The following is a 15,802-nucleotide window of genomic DNA, read 5'->3' as shown; positions in this document are numbered from 1 at the left end:
GTCAGGAAACTCAACGGTGTCCGGCCTGCGCACGTTCCCGCCGGGTCCACCGTCGCACCCGTCCGGCTCCGATGATCCTCAGTACTTCGATCAGTGCAGGATCCCAGGCAGCAGCCCGGCGATCACCTGGGCCCCCACCGAGAGGCCGAGGCACCCGGCGGCAGCTCCTCCCAGCACGATCCCCTCCGCCGGGCGAAGCCGCCACCGGGGCGGTGCGGTGCCCGCGGGCGAGACCAGCAGGGCGGTCCAGCGCAGGTAGTAGGCCAGGGCCAGGGCGACGTTGAGGGCGGCGAGCACGGCGATCGGCCAGGTCTCGGCGTGCACCACCGGGCGCAGCACCACCACCTTGGCGATCAGGCCCATCACCCCGGGCGGGAGTCCGGCCAGGCAGAACAGGGCGAAGGCGAGGACGGCGGCGGCCACCGGTTCGGTGCGGCCCAGCCCCCGGTAGGCCTGCAGCGTGTGCTCCTCCCCGGCCCGGTGGTGCCGGGCCACCAGCACCACCACGGCGAACACGGCCAGACCGGCCACCACGTAGGCCAGCAGGTAGCCGATCGAGGCGGCGGCCACCTCACGCACGCTGTCCCGGGAGGCGCCCGCCCCGGCGAAGGGCAGCACCACCCAGCCGGCCTGCGCGACGGTGGACCAGGCGAGCAGGCGCACGGCCACGGTCTGCCGCAGCGCCACCAGATTGCCCACCGTCATGGTGAGCACGGCCAGCACCCCGACCAGCGGCGCCCAGACCTCGTGCAGCGTCGGCACCCCTATGCCGAGCAGCACCACCACCGCGGTCAGGCCGGCCGCCTTGGACACCGTGGACAGGAACGCGGCGACCGGCAGCGGCGCGCCGGCGTAGGTGTCCGGCGTCCACAGGTGGAAGGGCACCAGCGAGACTTTGAACCCGATGCCCGCGATCGCCAGCACCACCCCCAGGGCGGCCACCACCAGGACCGGCCGTTGCGGGTCGGCGGCCAGGACGTCGGCGATGCGGGCGAGGTAGAGCGAGCCGGTGGCCAGGAAGAGCAGACCGACGCCGAGCAGCAGCAGGCCGAGCGAGGCGACCGCGGTGAGCAGCATGGTGACGGCGGCCTGGGCCCCCTGGGCGTCTCGGCGCAGCGCGATCAGGCCGATCACCGGCAGGGTCGCGGTCTCCAGGGCGACGGTCAGGGTGGCCAGGTCGCGGGCCCCGGCCAGGGCGGCGGCGCCCGCCACCGTAGCCAGCAGCAGAGTGTGGTGCGCCGTGCGGTCTTTCGCGCCCGGGCCGGCCAGGGCCAGCAGCAGACAGGCCAGGGCACCGAGCAGGACGATGCCCTGGACCGCCAGGGTCAGGTCGGAGACCACGTAGGAGCAGCCGAAGCCGAACTGGGCCGGGCTCAGCGACTCCGGCAGCCGGGTCGGCCCGGTCTGCCCGCTGGTCACCACGAACCCGCTGGAGCAGGCGGTGCTGCGGTCCTGGCCGTCCTGGGCCAGGTACGCCACCGCCCCCGCGGCCACCAGCAGCCCGCTCACGCCGAGCGCGTCGGTGACCGTTCTCAGGCCCGGCCGGATCGCATCCACCAGCAGGATCAGCAGCAGGGCGACGACCGGTGCGATCACCGGCAGCAGGGCCACGGCGTCGATCTTGGGGACGCCGGTGAGTTCGGCGAAGGTCTCGGCGAGCATCAGGGCACCACTCCCCCGCCGGGCAGGAGCAACCGGACCACACCGGCCGTGGCCGCCAGCAGCGGGCCCGGCACCAGGCCGAGCCCGACGGTGGCCAGGACCAGCGGCATCGTGGTCAGCGACTCGTGCCGGGTGACATCGCCGATGTCCTGACCGTCCCAGCGCCCGTCGGTGCGGCCCTGCCAGAGCACCCGCAGCACCCGCAGCCAGTAGGCCGCGGCGATCACGGTGCCAACGGCGGCAACGACTGCGAACGGACGATTGAGGGCACCGAGCGCTCCCGACTGCCAGGCCCCGGCAATGGCCAGCAGCTCACCCCAGAACACGGCCAGACCGGGCAGACCCAGACCGGCCACCGCGCCGAAGGTGAGCAGCCACCCCAGCCTCGGCAGCCGATCGCGCAGACCGGGGCCGAGCTCGCCCAGACCGGCGCTGTGGTGCCGGTCCTTCAGCGCCCCGACCACGAAGAACAGCAGTGCGCTGACCACTCCGTGGGCGATGTTGGCGTAGAGCGCGCCCTGCAGGCCGGTCGGCGTCATCGAGGCCACGCCCAGCAGGACGAACCCCATGTGCGCCACCGACGACAGGGCGACCAGGCGTTTCAGGTCGTTCTCGGCCAGGCAGGCCAGGCCGGCCCAGACGATGCCGACCACCGCGAAGCCCCCCAGCCAGGGAGCCACGTTCTCCATCCCGGCGGGCAGCACCGGCACGACCACCCGGACCAGGCCGTACGTGCCGAGTTTCAGCAGGACCCCGGCCAGCAGCACCGATCCGGTGGTGGGGGCGATGGTGTGGGCCGGCGGCAGCCAGGTGTGCAGCGGCCACATCGGGGTCTTCACCGCCAGGCCGATCACGATCAGCACGGCCGCCACGGTCTGGGTGCTCTCGGACATGCCCGCACCACCGCGCTCGATCAGCTCGGTGATGTCGGCGGTACCGGTGCGGGTGATCACCAGGATCAGGCCCAGCAGCATCACCGCCGAGCCGGTGGCGGTGTAGAGCACGAAGCGGGCCGCGGCGTTGCCCGGCTGCCCCGGGAGCCGCCGGTCGCCCCAGACCCCGATCACGAACCACATCGGGATCAGCACGGTCTCGAAGGCGATGAAGAACAGCAGCAGGTCGAGCGCGGTGAAGGTGGCCAGCGCCCCACCGGTGACGGTCAGCACGCAGACCACCAGCAGCCGGACCCGGCCGTGCTCGGGGTGCACCCGGATCAGGTGCCCGCAGGTGAGCACCGCGAGCAGGGCGGTGAGCAGGACCAGGGGCGCGCTCACCCCGTCGAGGCCGAGATGCGCCTGCAGGCCGAGGGCCGGGATCCAGTCGGTGCGCACCTGCAGCTGCATCCGCCCCAGGCCCCGGTCCCAGGCCACGAGAGTGGCCAGGGCACCGATCAGCAGGGTCACCCCGCTGATCCCGGCGCCCAGGCGAGCGGCGGTCCGGTCGGGGATCTGCGGCACGGCCAGCAGCACCAGGGCGCCGGCCAGGGGCAGCAGGACCAGGGTGGGCAGCAGCCAGTTCACGACGCCGGTGTCGGGCGTCATACCAGCACCACCCCGGCCACCGCGATCACGACCGCCCCGGCGAACACCCAGGCCGCGTAGGCCGAGGCCAGCCCGGTCTGGGCCAGCCGCAACAGCTTTCCGGCGATCGTGGTGGCCGGGCCGACGCCGCGCACGTACGCGTCCACCACGTCGTGCTCGCCCACCCGGACCAGTACGGTCAGGCCCAGCGCGGGGCGGACCACCAGCGCCCGGATCACCCGGTCGAAGCCGAACGCGTTCAGCAGCACCGTCCGGGCCCGCTCAGGCAGGGCGAAGGCGATGTCCGCAGTGCCCAGTCGGGGCGCCGACACCGCCCAGCCCACCCCGGAAAGAGCCAGCAGAGCACCGGTGATCGCGGTGCCGGGCTCGATCTGGAGCCCGTGCAGCAGATCCGGCGGCTGCAGGAGAACCAGGCCGAAGGCCAGGCTCGGCAGGGCCAGGAGGTAGAGGGGGAGCATCATGGCGAGGGGTACGCGATGGCGGTTTTCCCCGTCCTCAATTGGGTTTTCCGAGGTTCGCCCCATCGCAACCATCGCCCACGCGCGACCGGCGTACAGACCCGTCAGCACGATCGTGCTTACCCCCGCGACGAGGACCATCCAGCCCACCCAGGTTCCGGCGTGCGCCGCCTCGTCCGCCGCCGAGAGAACGGCCTCCTTGGACCAGAAGCCGCCGAAGGGCGGGATACCCGCCAGCCCCAGGAGCCCGATCCCGAAGAGCACAGCAAGGCTTCGATGGGTACGCCAGAGGCCGCCCATGTCGGCGAGCGCGGTGGAGCCCACGATGTGCACCACGCACCCCGCCGCCAGGAACAGCAACGCCTTGAAGGCTCCGTGGGAGAGCAGGTGCGCCACCCCCGGCGCGGCCAACCCCACCGGGTCGCCGGAACCCAGCTCCCGGTCGGAGGCCACGCAGACCGCCGCCAGCATGTACGCGACCTGACTGATCGTGGAGTAGGCCAGCAGCCGCTTCAGGTCGGTCTGGGCCAGCGCGGCCAGGGCGGCCCCGACCATGCTGACCGAGGCCAGCACCGCACCGGTCTGCAGCACCCCGGGCGCGGTGAGGAACAGGGGCAGCAGACGGGCCACCAGGAACACGCCGGCCACCACCATCGTGGCCGCGTGGATCAGGGCGGAGACCGGGGTCGGGCCCTCCATCGCGTCCGGGAGCCAGGTGTGCAGGGGGAACTGCGCCGACTTGCCCACCACCCCGGCGAGCAGCAGTGCGGCCGCGGTGAGGACCGTGCCGTGGCCGATCTCGTTCTCGGTCGCCGCGCGGTTCAGCTCACTGATCGAGGTGGTGCCCGCGCCCGCGATCAGCACCACCACGGCCAGCACCACCCCGATGTCGCCGGTGCGGGTGATCAGGAACGCCTTGGTGGCCGCGGCCCGGGCGGCGGCCCGCTCGCTGTGATGGCCCACCAGCAGGTACGAGGCCAGGCCCATCACTTCCCAGCCGATCAGCAGCAGCACCAGGTCACCGGCGTGGACCACGAGCATCATCGCGGCGGTGAACATCGAGACGGTGGCCGCGTAGGCGGGGTAGCGAGTGGGCGCCTCCGGCGTTCCATCACCGTGCAGATAGGCGGTGGAGTAGATCTGCACGCAGAGGGCGACCAGGGCGACCATCACGGCGACGCCCGCGGCCAGCTGGTCCGAGCGCAGGTCGAGGGCGATGGTGGCGCTGCCCAGCTGAGCATCTCCGAGGAACCCGACGGAGGTGCTCCCCTCCTGGGTGCTGACCAGCACCAGCTCGGCCACGGCGGCGATCAGCGCGCCCAGTGCACCGGCCACCGCCCAGTCCGACGCCCAGCTGCGGGCAGCCGGGGACGAGCTCATGACCAGACCGAAGACCGCAGCCGCGGCGGGCAGGACCACGGTGAGGATGGCGGCGGCCCCGGTCACGACCCCGCCTGCTTCGCCTCGGGATAGCCCGCCGGGTTCTCGGTGTGGCTGGGTGAGGCCTCCCCCAGCTCCGTGACCTCGGTCAGCTCGACCGTGCCACGGGCCCGGAACAGCAGCAGCACGATCGCCAGCGCCACCCCGATCTCGGCGGCCGCGATCGTGATCACGAAGATGGTCATCACCTGGCCGGGGATCAGCGGGTCCTGCACCAGGTCAGGGCCCCCGGCGCCGGCCTCGGGCAGGGCCGCCAGCCCTCCGGCAGGCAGCGCCGAGGCCGTGACCAGGAGCACGTTCGCGGCGTTGAGCAGCAGTTCGGCGCCGATCAGCACGAGGACGGCGTTGCGCCGGGCGAGGATCCCGTACACGCCGATCCCGGCGAGGGCCGCAGCGAGCACGGCCGGGCCGAGCAGGTGGATCATCCCGTCTCTTCCCCGCTCTCGACCTTGCCGGGCTCCTTGCCGGGCTCCTTACGGGACACCGCGATCGCCGCGACCAGGGCCGCCAGCAGCAGTACCGAGAGCAGCTCGAAGGGAAGCAGCCAACCGGAGAACACGGCCTCGCCGATCGGGCGCGCGGCCCCCTGCTCGGTACGCACGGCGACCTTGGTGTCTCCGACGGCGTAGATGAGCGTGCCGGCCAGGACCCCCGTCACCGCGACCCCGGCCGCCCCCGCCGCCAGCCGCTGCCCGAGGGATCCGTCGAGGCGTGCGCTGGGCTCGATCGGCGCGCGGGTGAGCATGAGCGCAAAGATCACCAGGACCACCACCGCGCCCACGTAGACCAGGAGCTGGACCAGCGCGACCACCTCGGCGCCGAGCACCAGGTAGACGCCGGCCAGCGCGCCCAGGCAGACCACGAGCCAGAGGGCGCAGTGGACGACGCGGGGACTGGACACGGCGAGCAGCCCAGCGGCTCCGGCGAGAACGGCCAGAGCGACGAAGAGGACCTCGAGACCAGTCACGGCCGGCTCCGGCGCGGGGGGTCTTTGGGGTCGGGGGTGGCCGGGTCGGGCTTGGCGTGATCAGGTGCGCCCCGGTCAGGCGAGGCTGAATCCGCGGTGGCCAGGTCAGGCGCGGCTCGGTGGAGCGCGGCCGGGTCCGAGCTGGCCGGGTCCGCGCTAGCCGGATCGGGCTTGGCGTGATCAGGTGCACCGCGGTCAGGCGAGGCTGAGTCCGCGGTGGCCAGGTCAGGCGCGGCTCGGTGGAGCGCGGCCGGGTCCGCGGTGGCCGGGTCGGGCTTGGCGTGATCAGGTGCGCCCCGGTCAGGCGAGGCTGAGTCCGCGGTGGCTAGGTCAGGCGCGGCTTGGGCAGGGGTGGCCAGGTCGGAGGTGGCCGGGTCTGGGACGGTTGGGATGGCTGGGTCGGGCGTGGCCGGGTCCGAGGGGGCCAGGTCAGGAGTATGCGCTGTGTTGGAGGTGGCCGGGTCCGGCGTGGCCAGGTCCGGGACCGGTGGCATGGGTTGGGTCTCGTCCGTGACGGGTGGCAGAGGCTGGGTTTCGTCGGTGACCGCAGGCAGTAGCGCCGTTTTTTCGTCGTCCGGGTGGCTGCTGTGGGTCGCGGTCGTCTCAGGGACAGCGGCCGTCTCCCGAAGGGCCGGGTCTGGGCGCGTCGCTTCTTCGCGGTCGGCCGTCCCTTCGTCGGCGGTGGCCTCGGGGCCTCCCACTTTCTCGTGGTCGGTAGCCATCTCGTCGGCAGTGACCCCCTCGTGGCCAGTGGCTGCCTGGGTCGCGGCGTCCTGGGCCACTACTTCCTGAGCGGCAGTCTCCCGAGCGGCAACCTCCTGGGGCGCCGCCTCCTGAACCGCTTTTTCCTGGGCCGTCGCCTCTTGGGCTGCCTCTTGGGCCGCCGCCTCCTGGGCAGTTGCTTCCTGGGCAGTTGCTTCCTGGGCAGTTGCTTCCTGGGCAGTTGCTTCCTGGGCTGCTGCTTCCCGAGCCGCCACCTCCTGGGCGGCAACCTCCTGGGCTGCTGCTTCCCGAGCCGCCACCTCCTGGGCCGCCGCCTCTCGGGCCGCCTCCTGGGCCGCCGCCGCCTGGGCTGCTTCCTGGGCGGCTGCCTCCTGAGCAGCTGCCTCCTGAGCGGCGACCTCCTGAGCCGCAGCCTCCTGGCGGGCGGCCTCGTAGGCCGCGATCGCCTTCTCGGCGGCGGCGCGGGCGACACCCACCTCCTTGGCCTCCACTGCCCCGGGGTCGGGCAGGGGCGGGGGCTGGACGCTGGTCATCCAGCTCTCCAGGCGGTCGCTCTCGTGGAGCAGGTCGCGGATGTCGAACTCCGCGTACTCGAACTCGGGGCTCCAGAAGAGCGCGTCGAAGGGGCAGACCTCGATGCAGATGCCGCAGTACATGCAGAGCGAGAAGTCGATGGCGAAGCGGTCCAGCATGTTCTTCTGCCGGGCCCGGCCGCCGGGCTCGGCGGCGGGGATCTCTTCCTTGTGCGACTCGATGTAGATGCACCAGTCCGGGCACTCCCGGGCGCACAGCATGCAGCTCGTGCAGTTCTCCGCCAGCAGCGCGATCACGCCCCGGCTGCGCGGTGGCAGGTCCGGTCGCACGTCGGGGTACTCGGCCGTGTGGGTGGGCCGGACCAGCGACCTCGCCGTGGTGGCGAGCCCGGAGACCAGACCACGGCCGAACCCCAGACCACGACCGAGCCCGTGGCCGGGCTGCTGACCGGATTCGTGGCCGTGTTCGTGCCCGGGCCCGTGGCTGTGTTCGTGGTCGTGCCCAGGAACGTCGCCCAGATCGTGCCGGTGACTGCCGGAGCCGCCCGCGACGTTCTGCTGTTCGGAGGTCACCGCTGCATCCTGCCGTGTTTTGCGGTTCCGAGGGGCGTGGATCCGGCGCGTCCGCGACTCAGCGCTGGGCGGGAGGCAGCATCAGCGCGCTCAGACCGAGCTCGTGGGCGGCGTACTCGTCGGCCCAGACCCGGGCCCGGCCGCGTGAGAGCGTGCCTCTGACCTGGGTGGCCACGACCAGGCCGTCGAGCATGACGCAGATCCGCAGCGCCGCCTCCGAGGGGTCCGCGCACTCGAACTCGCCGGCCTCGACCCCCTGCGTGACCAGCCGGGTCAGGCCGTGCCGCCGGCGGGTGTCGTTGCGCCGGACCACCTCGCGGATCTCGTCGGTGTAGCGGCCCTCGGCCCAGGCGTCGATGTTGCGCGACCACCCCTCCAGGTCGGCCGGTTCCACCGGGACCTGCTGGTACAGACCGATCACGTTGCGCAGCCGCTCGGTGTGCGAGCCCGGCCCGGCGACCACCGCCTCCATCGCCGCCAGTTCCCGGTCGGAGGCCAGCACAAATGCTTCCGACAGCAGTCGTTCTTTGGAATCGAAATGGTAAAAGACCAGGCCGGGACTGATTCCGAGCTCGGCGGCGACATCCGCGACCCGGGTACGCGCGAATCCCTTCCGGGCGACCACCGTCGCGGCCGACCGGAGAATCTCCTCGCGCCGGATCTCTGCCTGCTGCCGCGCCACCTCACCGACCTCACATGCGTTCCGACAAAAGACCCGGCCGGAACGGGGGGCACCTCCTGGCCCTTTAGGGCCGGGAGAACACGCACCTGGTGCGACCATAAATATTTTCGGATTGGACGCCGAATCCGGCGGTCGCCGGATCGGGCTTACCGGACCGACCCGCGACCATTGAGAATATTAGCGGCCCCGGCCCGAGGATCGGTCCGATCACCGGAATTACCCGTATGAGCTGCCCAGATTTCCCCACCGGACCCAATCGCACCGGCAACGTGCGACCGCCCGTCATGGAATCGCTCCCAGATCCGCACACCCGACGTATCCGGGCGCCGGCCTTGGTGGCGATCCGCTCATCCCCGGCGCGGCGCCCGCCCGCCGCACGCACGAGCCGACGCTGAGCCGGCACCGCGCGCGTCACTCAACGTAACCACCACGGAACCGGTCGCTCGCGCCCTAGGCGCGCCACCCGTCCATAGTTTGACCGCTTGCCCAATTTCGGCACCCGGCGCCACAACAATGGGCCTCCCACGGCCTCTGATCAGCCCTTCAACTGCACCGGAAATCCCGCACGGTCGCCGTGCTGAAGCAACCAAGGAACGCTGATGGCCGCGATCCGCCAGCGAAGCGCACCGGCAGTGCATCGAAAGTGCGCCGTCAGTGCGGTGAGGAGAGCCCGCGACGGGATTAGCCCTCGATTCACCGGCCTGCCGTATGCCTTAATCCCATTCCTGACCTGCGCATTCTTCCGGTTTCCGGGGGCCTGCCCGAGGCTCCGGCGGAATGCGACAACCACTCCGAGCGGTCGGATCGCGGTCGTTCTGGCAGTATTCCCATTCGTGGAACGCGTGACGGGTATCGGGGGTCTGTTCTTCCGAAGCAGAGATCCGGAGAGACTGGCAGCCTGGTACGAGGAGCATCTCGGGGTGACCCCGGTGCCCCTCACCTATGCGGAGGAGCCCTGGTATTCACAGTCCGGGCCGACCGTGTTCGCCGCCTTCGCCGAAGAGACCGAGCACTTCGGGCGCGCGGCCCAGCAATGGATGGTGAATTTCCGGGTCCGTGACCTGGACGCCATGGTGCGGCAGTTGCGGGCCTCCGGCATCGAGGTGGAGGTCGATCCGGAGGTGTACCCCAACGGGCGCTTCGCCCGGGTGTACGACCCGGAGGGCAACCCCGTGGAACTATGGGAGCCGTGAGCAACTCTCCCGTAACCGATCTCGTCCTCCGCGACGCCCCTTTCGACAGCCCCGAGGCGATCACCCTGATCGCCGAACTCCAGCAGGAGTATGTGACCCGCTACGGCGGGCAGGACGAGACCCCGGTCGAGCCGGGTGAGTTCACCCCGCCGGCCGGCCTCTTCGTGGTCGCCGAGGTGGGGGGCGAGCTGGCTGGATGCGTGGGCGTGAGGGAACACGCGGCGGGCGGGGAGCAGTGCGCGGAGATGAAGCGGATGTACGTGCGGCCGGCCTTCCGGCGTCGTGGGCTGGCCCGCAAGCTGCTCAGCGCAGCCGAGCAGCGGGCCGTGGTGCTGGGCTACCGGCGGCTGGTGCTGGAGACCGGTGACCAGCAGCCCGAGGCGGTCTCGCTGTACCAGAACTCGGGCTACCGGCCGCACCAGAACTTCGGCATCTACGCCGACGAGGCGGGCTCGCAGTACTTCGCCAAGGACCTCGTCTGACCTGTCCCACCCAGAGCCGGGCGGTTGCTACAACCGCCCGGCTTCGATGATCCGCCTCAGGAACTGGCGGGTGCGCTCCTCGGTGGGCTCGCCCAGGACCTGTTCGGGCGCCCCCCGTTCCAGTACCCGCCCGCCGTCGAGGAAGCACACCTCGTCGGCCACCTGCCGGGCGAAACCCATCTCGTGGGTGGCCACCAGCATGGTCATGCCCTCGGACTTCAGGTCGCGCAGCATGGCCAGCACCTCCCCGACCAGTTCCGGGTCGAGCGCCGAGGTGACCTCGTCGAACAGCATCAGCACGGGGTCGTTCACCAGCGAGCGGGCGATCGCCACGCGCTGCTGCTGACCGCCGGACAGATGGTCCGGATGAGCGTCGGCCCGGTGCCGCAGGCCGACCCGGTCGAGCATCGCCAGAGCGCGCTCGCGGGCCTGCTCGGCGGGCACCTTGTGCACCTTGCGGGGCGCCAGCGTGATGTTGTCCAGCACGCTGAGGTGGGGGAAGAGGTTGAACGACTGGAAGACGATGCCGATCTTCGCGCGCACCTCGTCGGCGTTCACCCGGGGGTCGGTGATGTCCTGCCCCTGCAGCTCGATCACCCCGTCGTCGACCGTCTCCAGCAGGTCGATACAGCGCAGCAGAGTGGACTTGCCCGAGCCGGAGGCCCCGATCAGGACCACCACGTCGTGCTCGGCCACGTCCAGGCTCAGGTCGCGCAGCACCACGCTGGGCCCGTAGGTCTTGCGCAGGTTCTGGACGCTGAGCAGCCCGCTCACAGGTGGCCTCCGCCGGGGACGGCCCCGTACCGCCGCGACACCCGGTCGGTGATCCGGGTCAGCGGGATGGTCAGGATCAGGAAGAGCACCCCGGCCACCACGTACGGGGTGAAGTTGAAGCTGGTCGCGGTCTCGATCTGGGCGGCCCGGACGGCGTCGATGGCCGCCCCGAGCACCGAGATCAGGCCCGAGTCCTTGGTCAGCGAGGCCAGGTCGTTCAGCAGCGGCGGGACGACCCGGCGCACGGCCTGCGGCAGCACCACGTAACGCATGCTCTGCGGCCCGCTCAGACCCAGCGACCGGGCCGCGGCCCGCTGGCTGGGGTGCACCGACTCGATGCCGGCCCGGAACACCTCGGCCACGTAGGCCGAGTAGGTCAGCACCAGGGCCACGCAGCCCAGCACGATCGGGTCGGTGGGCACCCCGGTCAGGTTGAGCGCCGGCACCCCGAACCCGACCAGCAGCAGGACCAGGATCAGAGGCAGGCCGCGGAAGACGTCCACGTAGACCGTGGCCAGGGCGCGCAATGGCCAGAAGACCGGTCCACGCAGCGTCTTCAGCACGGCCAGGAGCAGGCCCACCAGCAGCACGCAGACCGCGCTGACCAGGAAGACCTGGACGTTGACCCAGAAGCCCTCGAGGACGGCCGGGAACGACTCCACGGCCTTGTCCCAGTTGAAGAACGTCTCCCGGGTGCGGTCCCAGCCGGGTGCGCTGACCACCCCGGCGATCAGCGCACCTCCCACGACCACGGTGCTGATCACGGCGATCAGGAGCGACTGCAGGCTCCGGCGCCGCCGGTAGGCGTCGCGTTCGAGCTGCCGGGGTGAAGGGCTCCAGTCGTCGAGCGTGTCCGGGCTGCTCACTTCAGTTCGGGCGCGCCGGCCGACTCGGTCAGCCACTCGGTCTCGAGCTTCTCCAGCGTGCCGTCTGCGCGCAGCGCGTCGACCGCGTCGGAGACGCAGTCGGTCAGCGGGCTGTCCTTGGCCAGGAGCAGACCGAACTGCTCCGCGCTGTCACCGGCGGCGGGCAGCTGGCCGACCACGACGCCGTTGTCCAGCTCGGCGGCGGCCAGGTACAGCGCGGTGGGCAGGTCCACCACCAGGGCGTCGATCTGGCCGTTGTTCAGCGCCAGCTTGGCCTTGTCGTTGTCGTCGTACACGGCCGGCTTCGAGGACGGCTGGATCTGCTCCTCGATCGCCTTGTAGCTGGTGGTGCCCACCTGCGCACCGAGCTTGACGTCCTTGAGGTCGGCCAGCGAGGTGGCCCCGGCGGCCTTGCTGCCCTTGATCGTCACGACCGCCTGGGCGACGTCGTAGTAGCCGGAGGAGAAGTCCACGGCCTCTTTGCGCTCGTCGGTGATCGAGAACTGGTTGATGTCGAAGTCGAAGGTCTTGGCGCCCGGCTGCACCGCCGCGTTGAAGCCCACCGTCTCCCACTTGACCTGGTCGTTCGTGTAGCCGAGCTGCTCGGCCACGGCGTACGCCACGGCGGACTCGAAGCCCTTGCCGTTGGTCGGGTCGTTGTCCTGGAACCACGGCGTGTAAGCCGGGGTGTCGGTGCCGACGGTCAGCGTGCCGGCGGCCAGGGTGTCCAGATCGGCCGGGGCGCAGGAGGCCGAGGTGCTGGCCGACGCCGAGGAGCCGGTGCCCGCCTCGTCTTCGGAGTCGGCCGGGGCACAGGCGGCGACGGCCAGCAGGGCGATGAGGGCAGATCCTGCGGCAGGCAGTCGGCGGGACATGAATACTCCAAGGTCAGCGCATGGTTTCGGCGGCTGAGTCTAGCCCTGCCCGGTTCGGCCCTCCGAGGGTGTTCACGTGTTCGGTCGCGGATGACCCCGACCCGACCGGAAGTTTCTCCGCAAGGTCAGAACAACTCGTCCAGAAGTACATGAAAGGACAACCGGCGCAGATCCGGCTCGGTCTCGCCGTAACGCTGGAGGAACCGGGCGCGCAGATCGGCGCCGAACCCGCCCAGCGCGTTCGAGAGGATGCCGAGGTCCTGGTAGCGGTCGGCCAGCCCGAGCCGGCCGACGTCGAGCAGGCCGGTGACCTCGCCGTTGCTGAGCAGCACGTTGTCCAGGGAGAGGTCGCCGTGGGTCACCACCCGGCCGGCTTCCAGCGGCAGCAGGGCGGTGAGCTCCTGCCAGACCTGCTCGGGGGTCCAGCCCTGGCGCTCTTCGTCGAAGTCGTCCGCGTCGACCCGGCCGGCGTCGATGTTGGCCCGGGCGTGGCGCAGCCGGAAGGCGTGACCGGCGACGAACGGGCAGGTGTCGGCATCGAGGGCGTGCAGCCGGCGGGTGAAGTCGGCCAGCGCGTCGACCACCCGCTCGGCGTCGGCCTCGATCTCCAGCAGGGCGCTGCGGCCGGGCAGGGCGGTGGTGAGCAGCCAGGCGTCTTCGGGGCTGCGCACGAAGCGGACGACTTCCGGCGCCGGGATCCGCCCGCGTAACCAGGCCAGCCGCACCATCTCGTCGGTGACCTCCTCGGCCGCCTCGCCCCGTCCGTGTTTGAGGAAGAGATCGCGTCCCGGACCGCGCAGCCGGTGAACGGCGTTGCCGGACTGCCCGACCGTGTCGCGGACCCACTCGTAGCCGTGGATCTCGTCGGCGATGGTCGCGGGCGGGAGGGGCGTGCTCATCCGGGCACGCTAGATGATTCGATGGGGCGCATGGCCGAAGTGAGAGAGAACCAGGAAAAGAACCGTTTCGAGATCTGGGTGGACGACGAGCTGGCCGGCTTCACCGAGCACCGCGGCCTGGGGCCGGTGGTGAGCCTGGTGCACACCGAGATCGGTGAGCGCTTCGGCGGGCAGGGCCTGGCCACGCAGCTGATCCGCCAGACCCTGGACGACCTGCGCGAGCGCGATTCCCAGGTGCTCCCGATCTGCCCCTTCGTCAAGGCCTTCATCGACAAGCACCCCGACTACCTCGACCTCGTCCCCGCCGGTCGCCGCGCCGTCTTCGGTCTCCCCTCCGCCCCCCGCACTTGAGACCCGATTCTGTCGGGCCCCCTGGGTAGAGTCCTTTCCCATGGAGGGCCTGGAGACTTACCTGGTCGTCGCCGCCGTGATCGCCGCCGGCGCGCTGCTGTTCGTCGGAGGCATCGGGGCGGCCCGGGCGCTGCGCCCGCGCGTGCCCTCGCCCGAGAAGACCCTCACCTACGAGAGCGGCGTCGATCCGGTCGGCCACGGCTGGGCGCAGAGCCAGATCCGCTACTACCTCTACGCCTTTCTGTACCTGATCTTCGCGGTCGACGCGGTGTACCTGTTCCCCTGGGTCACCGTGGTGAAAGACCTGGGCTGGGCCACCCTGGCCGAGATGGGCGTGTTCCTCGGCGTGATCGCGATCGGCCTGATCCACGCCGTGCGCCGTGGGGTCCTGCGATGGATCTGACCCGGCCGGGCAGCGGCAGCCGGCCGGTCTCGCCGAAGACCGCGCTGCCGATGCCGGTTCTGCGGCAACCGCACGAGCACGAAATTGAAGACGGGTCAGCAGGCCTGGGTGCCCTGGCTGCGGTTGCGCCGCATCCACTTCGGCTGGTGCTCAACTGGGGCCGGCGCTACTCGCTCTGGGTGTTCAACTTCGGTCTGGCCTGCTGTGCCATCGAGTTCATCGCCGCCAGCATGGCCCGTCACGACTTCATCCGCCTCGGCGTGATCCCGTTCGCCAACGGCCCCCGGCAGGCCGACCTGATGGTGGTGTCGGGCACCGTCACCGACAAGATGGCCCCGGCCGTGCGCCGGCTGTGGGAACAGATGCCCGAGCCGAAATACGCCATCTCGTTCGGCGCCTGCTCCAACTCGGGCGGCCCCTACTGGGACTCGTACTGCGTCACCAAGGGGGTCGACCAGATCATCCCGGTCGACGTCTACGTGCCCGGCTGCCCGCCGCGCCCCGAGGCGTTGCTGCAGGGCATCGTGAAGCTGCAGGAGAAGATCGCCGACGAGAACCTGGCCCGGCGCTACGGCTCCCGCCGTCGGGGCGCTGCCTCGCTCAACCGGGGCCTGGTCGAGGGCAGCCCGGCATGAGCTCAGCACTGCCAAGCCGCATTTCGCCCGACGCCAACCAGCTCACCGCGTGGTTCACGGCGGCGCTCAGTAAGGCTGGGGTCGGCACACCTGCGGGGGCCGACCAGGGCGGGCCCACCGACCGGGCCGCTGCAGACGGTGAGCCCGGGCAGTCCGACGCTCCGGAGTCAGCCCCGCCCACCTCCAGGTCCTCCGCCCTGGTCACGGTCACCGCCGACGGCGCGGGCACCCCGGTGGTCGACGTACCCGCCGCCGGCTGGGTGGCCGCCGCCACCTGCGCCCGTGACCAGTTGGGGCTCGACTTCCTCGACTGGCTCTCGGCCGTCGACGAACCCGACGCCGACCCGGCCGGTCTCGACGTGCTCCTCCACCTCGCCGCCACCGACTCGTTCGGCTCGCCCGACCGCGTCGTCCGCCGCCTCCTGCTGCGCACCCGGGTGCCCGAAACCACCCTCAGTCTGCCCAGTCTCACCGCGCTCTGGCCGGGGGTCGCCTGGCACGAGCGCGAGACCTTCGAGATGTTCGGGCTCACCTTCACCGGCTTCGAAGACGGCAGCGGCGCAGGCCTCAGACCGCTCCTGCTGCCCGACGGGTTCGAGGGCACTCCCCTGCGCAAGTCGTTCGTCCTGGCCGCCCGGGCGGCCAAGGCGTGGCCTGGCGCCAAAGACCCGGGCGACTCGGCCGCCGGCAAGGCCCCCCGCCGCAAGACCCGGCCGCCCGGCGTCCCCGATCCTTCGTGGGGCCC

Annotated in this window: 17 protein-coding genes; 6 read left to right on the top strand and 11 right to left on the bottom strand. The window is 71.3% G+C overall.

What is annotated here, in order from left to right; all coding sequences use genetic code 11:
* Window positions 1-90: 90 nt before the first annotated feature.
* From LWF15_RS13835 to LWF15_RS13805, 7 genes are read right to left on the bottom strand one after another with little or no spacing between them, the layout of a single operon-like run.
* Entirely contained in the window at window positions 91-1,662 is a 1,572-nt protein-coding gene (locus LWF15_RS13835) for an NADH-quinone oxidoreductase subunit N (protein WP_232811129.1), read from the bottom strand.
* Window positions 1,662-3,203, bottom strand: a complete 1,542-nt coding sequence (locus tag LWF15_RS13830) for a complex I subunit 4 family protein (RefSeq protein WP_232811127.1) — start codon at window positions 3,201-3,203, stop codon at window positions 1,662-1,664. Before LWF15_RS13830 ends, LWF15_RS13835 begins: the two co-directional genes overlap by 1 nt.
* The gene (locus LWF15_RS13825) at window positions 3,200-5,107 is read right to left on the bottom strand and encodes an NADH-quinone oxidoreductase subunit 5 family protein (RefSeq protein WP_232811125.1); all 1,908 of its coding nucleotides are present in this window, start codon (window positions 5,105-5,107) and stop codon (window positions 3,200-3,202) included. The genes LWF15_RS13830 and LWF15_RS13825 overlap by 4 nt, the downstream gene beginning before the upstream one ends.
* Window positions 5,104-5,523 (bottom strand): NADH-quinone oxidoreductase subunit NuoK, encoded by a 420-nt coding sequence (locus LWF15_RS13820; protein WP_408623286.1) that lies wholly within the window; start codon window positions 5,521-5,523, stop codon window positions 5,104-5,106. The genes LWF15_RS13825 and LWF15_RS13820 overlap by 4 nt, the downstream gene beginning before the upstream one ends.
* Window positions 5,523-6,068 (bottom strand): NADH-quinone oxidoreductase subunit J family protein, encoded by a 546-nt coding sequence (locus LWF15_RS13815; protein ID WP_232811121.1) that lies wholly within the window; start codon window positions 6,066-6,068, stop codon window positions 5,523-5,525. The genes LWF15_RS13820 and LWF15_RS13815 overlap by 1 nt, the downstream gene beginning before the upstream one ends.
* Window positions 6,065-7,897 (bottom strand): NuoI/complex I 23 kDa subunit family protein, encoded by a 1,833-nt coding sequence (locus LWF15_RS13810; protein ID WP_232811119.1) that lies wholly within the window; start codon window positions 7,895-7,897, stop codon window positions 6,065-6,067. Before LWF15_RS13810 ends, LWF15_RS13815 begins: the two co-directional genes overlap by 4 nt.
* Window positions 7,898-7,955: 58 nt before the next feature.
* Window positions 7,956-8,579 (bottom strand): TetR/AcrR family transcriptional regulator, encoded by a 624-nt coding sequence (locus tag LWF15_RS13805; RefSeq protein WP_232811117.1) that lies wholly within the window; start codon window positions 8,577-8,579, stop codon window positions 7,956-7,958.
* A gap of 833 nt (window positions 8,580-9,412) precedes the next feature.
* Between LWF15_RS13805 and LWF15_RS13800 the strand changes: the two genes are divergently transcribed.
* Both LWF15_RS13800 and LWF15_RS13795 read left to right on the top strand, forming a co-directional pair.
* Window positions 9,413-9,772, top strand: coding sequence for a VOC family protein (locus LWF15_RS13800; protein WP_232811115.1), 360 nt, complete (start codon window positions 9,413-9,415; stop codon window positions 9,770-9,772).
* A complete protein-coding gene (locus LWF15_RS13795; protein ID WP_232811113.1) occupies window positions 9,769-10,254 on the top strand; it encodes a GNAT family N-acetyltransferase in 486 nt (161 codons plus the stop codon). Before LWF15_RS13800 ends, LWF15_RS13795 begins: the two co-directional genes overlap by 4 nt.
* Before the next feature lie 27 nt (window positions 10,255-10,281).
* On the opposite strand, the gene LWF15_RS13790 is transcribed toward LWF15_RS13795, so the two are convergent.
* The 4 genes from LWF15_RS13790 to LWF15_RS13775 form a co-directional block, all read right to left on the bottom strand.
* Complete coding sequence (locus LWF15_RS13790) at window positions 10,282-11,028, bottom strand: amino acid ABC transporter ATP-binding protein (protein ID WP_232811111.1); 747 nt, start codon at window positions 11,026-11,028, stop codon at window positions 10,282-10,284.
* Window positions 11,025-11,894 carry an amino acid ABC transporter permease gene (locus LWF15_RS13785; RefSeq protein WP_232811109.1) on the bottom strand — a complete coding sequence of 290 codons (870 nt, stop codon included), beginning with the start codon at window positions 11,892-11,894 and terminating at the stop codon, window positions 11,025-11,027. Before LWF15_RS13785 ends, LWF15_RS13790 begins: the two co-directional genes overlap by 4 nt.
* Window positions 11,891-12,769: an ABC transporter substrate-binding protein gene (locus LWF15_RS13780; RefSeq protein WP_232811107.1), complete on the bottom strand. Its 879-nt coding sequence runs from the start codon at window positions 12,767-12,769 to the stop codon at window positions 11,891-11,893. Before LWF15_RS13780 ends, LWF15_RS13785 begins: the two co-directional genes overlap by 4 nt.
* A gap of 125 nt (window positions 12,770-12,894) precedes the next feature.
* Complete coding sequence (locus LWF15_RS13775; RefSeq protein WP_232811106.1) at window positions 12,895-13,668, bottom strand: APH(3') family aminoglycoside O-phosphotransferase; 774 nt, start codon at window positions 13,666-13,668, stop codon at window positions 12,895-12,897.
* A 30-nt stretch (window positions 13,669-13,698) separates the two neighbouring features.
* On the opposite strand from LWF15_RS13775, the gene LWF15_RS13770 reads away from it, so the two are divergent.
* From LWF15_RS13770 to LWF15_RS13755, 4 genes are all read left to right on the top strand, one after another.
* Window positions 13,699-14,019 carry a GNAT family N-acetyltransferase gene (locus LWF15_RS13770; RefSeq protein WP_232811104.1) on the top strand — a complete coding sequence of 107 codons (321 nt, stop codon included), beginning with the start codon at window positions 13,699-13,701 and terminating at the stop codon, window positions 14,017-14,019.
* Window positions 14,020-14,059: 40 nt separating this feature from the next.
* On the top strand, window positions 14,060-14,422 hold the full coding sequence (locus tag LWF15_RS13765) for an NADH-quinone oxidoreductase subunit A (protein ID WP_232811095.1): 363 nt from the start codon (window positions 14,060-14,062) through the stop codon (window positions 14,420-14,422).
* Window positions 14,413-15,057 carry an NADH-quinone oxidoreductase subunit B gene (locus LWF15_RS13760; RefSeq protein ID WP_285616359.1) on the top strand — a complete coding sequence of 215 codons (645 nt, stop codon included), beginning with the start codon at window positions 14,413-14,415 and terminating at the stop codon, window positions 15,055-15,057. The genes LWF15_RS13765 and LWF15_RS13760 overlap by 10 nt, the downstream gene beginning before the upstream one ends.
* Window positions 15,054-15,802 (top strand): NADH-quinone oxidoreductase subunit C (locus LWF15_RS13755; RefSeq protein WP_232811094.1); only part of this gene is annotated, 749 nt, incomplete at its 3' end. The genes LWF15_RS13760 and LWF15_RS13755, both read left to right, overlap by 4 nt.

Source organism: Kineosporia rhizophila (genome assembly GCF_021277265.1).
Taxonomy (GTDB): Bacteria; Actinomycetota; Actinomycetes; order Actinomycetales; family Kineosporiaceae; genus Kineosporia; species Kineosporia rhizophila.
This window is presented reverse-complemented; position numbering and strand designations above follow the sequence as displayed.